The organism is Streptomyces sp. NPDC059994 (genome assembly GCF_042737755.1).
Classification (GTDB): domain Bacteria; phylum Actinomycetota; class Actinomycetes; order Streptomycetales; family Streptomycetaceae; genus Streptomyces.
The window spans coordinates 12958-17079 of the sequence record NZ_JBHWUR010000143.1; the positions used below are offsets into that span (position 1 = coordinate 12958).

The following is a 4122-nucleotide window of genomic DNA, read 5'->3' on the forward strand; positions in this document are numbered from 1 at the left end:
GGGGGGGGGGGGGGGGGGGGGGGGGGGGGGGGGGCGCCCCCCCGGCCCCCCCCGCCCCTACGTCGTCGCCTTCAGTGCCGCCAGCCGCGCCTCCACCTCCGCCGTGTCGCCCGGGGCGTCCAGCTGCTCGAACTGGGCGTCCAGGAACGACGCGGCGAGCTCCCGCGTGCCCCGCGCCCGGGCCTCCTCGCGCCGCACCTTGTCCTCGAAGCGGGGTATCTCGCTGGTCGGGTCGAGCAGATCGACGCTCTCCAGCCCGTCCGGCAGCGGGTTCCGCTCCCGCGCCGCGCCGGCCCGGGACGCCAACTCGCCCTGCTCCGCCCTCAGTACGTCCAGCTGGGACTTCATCCGGGCCAGGCCGGACTTGAGCCTGTCCACCACCTCCGTCTGCGCGGCGATCGCCGGCTCCGCCGCCCGCGCCTCGTTCTCCGAGTGCACCTGTCTGCCCAGCGCCACCTTGGCGAGGCGGTCGAACCGGTCGGCGTCGTCCGCCGAGCCGTCCGCGCGCAGCCCGTCGGCCTTCCTGCTGGCCGCGACCGCCTGGTTGCCCCACTCCTTGGCGGCGGCCAGGTCCTCCACCCGGTCCTGCTCCATCAGGCGCACGTTGCCCAGGGCCGAGGCGACGGCCTGCTCCGCCTCCGCGATGGTGCTCGTGTACTCCCGTATCAGCTGGTCCAGCATCTTCTGCGGGTCCTCGGCCTGGTCGAGGAGCGCGTTGACGTTGGCCTTCGCCAGCCGGCCGACCCGGCCCAGTACCGACTGCCTGTCGTTCATGGCTCTTCTCCTTGCGCCGGTCCGCTTCCTGCTTCCGGAACACCGCCCGTTCCTGCTTCTGACACACCGCCCGTCCCGTTCAGGTTTCCGTTCAGGTTTCCGTTCTCCTCGAAGGTCCCCGGGCCGTGCTCGTAGGCCTGTACATCCGCTTCCGCGAGGCTCCGCGCCTGCTGTGCCAGGGCGTCCGCCCGCCGCACCTCGACGAGGCCGCCCGGCGCGTCCGGCCCGGCCGTCTCGTCGGCCTGTGCGAGGTGGCGCCGGGCCTCCGCGAGCCGGGTGCGGGCCGCGCCGGCGACCGCGTCCCGGTGGGTGGCGACGTAGTCGTCCGCCGCCGCGACGGCCGCGGAGGCCGTGAGCACCGCCCGGTCCAGGAGGGTGCGGGAGCGCCCCGCGCCGCCCCCGCGCTCCCGTACGCCCGCAAGGGCCTCGTCCAGTGCCGCGTCCAGTGCCTCCTCCGCCTCCCCGACCAGGCGCAGCGCGCCGATCGGGTCGTACGGGCCGGCCGCCCGCGCCCGCCCGACGCCCACGAGCACCGTCTCGGCCCGGGCGACCCGACCGCGCAGGCCGGCGAGGGACTCCGTGGCGGCTTCCAGCGGACCTCGCGCCTCCGACGTGCCTTCCAGCAACTCGTGAGCCTCCGTCAGCACCGCCTTGGTCTCCGTGAGCGCGACGGGCAACCGCTCCTCGGCGTCCGCGAGTTCCCGGCTCCGCCGGTCGATCGCGTCCACCAGCGTGGCCGCCTGGGCGACGGCGCCCTCGGCGGCGCGCACCTGCGCCGCGGCCTCGCCCCGGTCCTCCGCGTCGAGGGCCTGGCGGGCGGCGTTGAGGCCGGCCGTGGCGGAGACCAGGTGTTCCTTGGCCTCCTCGGTATGGCCCGTGACCGGCGCGGTCGCGGACTCCGCGTACCGCTGGCGCAGCGCGGTCAGCGTCGAGTCCGCCGCGGCCGTACGCCCGGTGAGTGTGCGGAAGGCCGTCTCGACGGCCTCCAGCGCCCGCGGGGCGTCGCGCTCCAGGGCGCGCAGCGTGTCGAAGGCCTCCGACTCGGCGTCGAGCCGCCGACCGGCCGCGGCGCACCGCGAGACGATCTCCCGCAGCATCCGCCGCCGTGCCGCCCCGCCCTCCTGCGGCAGCTCCGGCTCGTCGGGCGGGGCGGGGCCATCCGGCAGGGCGAGCCCCTCCGGCGGCGGCTCGTCGTCGAGCTGCTGGCGCAGCCGGAACGCGGTGGCCAGTTCGGACCTGGCGTACGCGAGGGCCTGCGCGAACGGCCGGGCCGCCTCCTCATCCCCGAACTGGGCGACCGCGAAACCCAGTTCCTCGTCACTCGTACGGATGGCGTCATCGGTGGCGACCAGGGTCCGGTCGGCCTCCGCCTCCAAGGCGGCGAGGTCCTGCGGCGGGGCCGGATCCCGCTCCCAGCCCTGCGCCCCCGCGCTCTGGGCGCTCGCGGGTGTGGTCCGGGTGGCGGCCCGCCGCTTCCTGCGCGCGTACGCGTAGACGGCGACCGCGCCCGCGGCGACGAGGACGACGACCGGCAGGACGTAGTCGCTCGCCGAGATGGAGCCGTCGTGCCGGGCGGGCTCGGCCAGGGCGGCGTCCAGCCCCTCGGCCGCGCCGATCGCGGCCCCCGCCCAGTCGCCGCGCCGCAGGGCGGGTTCGACCGACTCGCGGGCCACCTCGCCGAGCGTCTGGTCGCTGAGCCGGAAGTACTGGTCGACCGAGTACGCGTACTGCCGCGACCCGGTGGCGACGGCCAGCAGGACGTCGTCGCGGCCGAGCCCGTTCTTCTGCGCGGTGGTGTCGGCCCAGTCCTGGGCGGTGCGGCCGGAGAAGTCGTCCACGTAGACCGCGAAGAGCTGCACGAGGCGGTCTTCGCGCAGGCGGTCGAGCGCGGCGGCCACCTGCGGCGCGCGGTCGGCGAGCGCGTGCGCGTGGTCGGTGACCAGCCCGTTCGAGGCGAGCGTCACCGGGTCCTCGGCGTGCGCGGGTCCCGCGCCGGGCAGTGCCGTCCAGCACGTGGCCAGCAACACGGCCACAAGGGCCCGGACGGCCCGGGCGGCCATGCGGGGCCCGGTGCGACTGACACGCGGCGTCACATTTGTGAGCGTATGGCGGTATCTGCCGCTCCGCGACCGGGCGGGAGCCGCCGGACCGGGGAATCCGCGCCCCGCTCGTTAGGCAGCACGCCACCGGGAGGTCATACTTCCACGGCACACTGACAGTCAGGGGTACACGTGCGGACAGCTATATCGGCCGGAGTCGAGGGCCTGCGCCGGTGGTTCCGGCGCCCGGCGCGGACGTGGGTGCGGCGTGCCGCGCTGGCGGCCGTGCTCCTGGTGATGGCGCCCATGGTGGTCGGCGCGGTGGCGCTGCGCAGCAGCTACGCGGGCGACCCCGGCGACGGCACCAGAACGCGCGGCCGGGACGCCATCTGGCTCGGTCACGCCTGGGTCGACGGCCGCAAGGGCGACCGCGACCTGGACGTCTTCGCCGCGCGCGTACGGGAGACGGGGATACACGACCTGTACGTGCACGCCGGACCCCTGGAGCACGACGGGTCGCTGCCCGCGGCCCGCTACCCCAAGGCGCGCTGGCTGGTCGACGGCGTGCACCGCAGGCTGCCCGGCGTGCGCGTGCAGGCCTGGCTCGGCGACAAGCTCGCCACCGAGGGCCCCAGGGGGCTGCGTCTGGAGCGCCCGGCCACCCGTGCCGCGATGGTGGACTCGGCCCGCCGGGCCCTGGCGGGCGGCGGGTTCGACGGCGTCCACTTCGACCTGGAGCCGATGCCCTCGGGCAACCGTCACTTCCTCGAACTGCTCGACGCGGTGCGGCCCGTGACGCGCGCGCACCACGCGACGCTGTCGGTGGCCGCGCACCAGATCGACCCGGTGCCCAAGCTGCACTCCGCCGCCGGCAAGATCGCCGGGCACCCCAAGTGGTGGTCACAGGCGTACTTCGGGCAGGTGGCCAAGCGCGTCGACCAGATCGCCGTCATGTCGTACGACACCTCGATGCCGCTGGAGAGCCTGTACGGCGGCTATGTCGCCCAGCAGGCCTCGCTGGCGCTCGAAGTGACGCCCAAGGACACCGATCTGCTGATGGGGCTGCCGTTCTTCCAGACGGAGACCATGGGCCACCACGCCTCGGCCGAGACGGTCAAGGCGGCCGTACGCGGCGTGCGTCTGGGGCTCGGCCGCACCGACCGCCACCGCGAGCACTTCGGCGTCGCCCTCTACGTCGACTTCACCGCGCGCGACCAGGACTGGGCCGCGTACGACAAGGACTGGAACTGAGGCGCGGCAGTACGGCGGCGGGGGGGGGGGGCCCCCCGAAGCGGGGCCGGGGGCGCAG

Annotated in this window: 3 protein-coding genes; 1 reads left to right on the forward strand and 2 read right to left on the reverse strand. The window is 75.5% G+C overall.

All coding sequences use genetic code 11. The features are described 5' to 3' along the window. Positions 1-57 precede the first annotated feature (57 nt). Both ACFWA7_RS36735 and ACFWA7_RS36740 read right to left on the reverse strand, forming a co-directional pair. A complete protein-coding gene (locus ACFWA7_RS36735; protein WP_385827432.1) occupies positions 58-774 on the reverse strand; it encodes a PspA/IM30 family protein in 717 nt (238 codons plus the stop codon). Continuing rightward, positions 771-2867: a TPM domain-containing protein gene (locus ACFWA7_RS36740; protein WP_385827434.1), complete on the reverse strand. Its 2097-nt coding sequence runs from the start codon at positions 2865-2867 to the stop codon at positions 771-773. The genes ACFWA7_RS36735 and ACFWA7_RS36740 overlap by 4 nt, the downstream gene beginning before the upstream one ends. A 243-nt stretch (positions 2868-3110) precedes the next feature. On the opposite strand from ACFWA7_RS36740, the gene ACFWA7_RS36745 reads away from it, so the two are divergent. Continuing rightward, positions 3111-4064, forward strand: a complete 954-nt coding sequence (locus tag ACFWA7_RS36745) for a glycosyl hydrolase family 18 protein (protein WP_385540404.1) — start codon at positions 3111-3113, stop codon at positions 4062-4064. Positions 4065-4122: the final 58 nt, after the last annotated feature.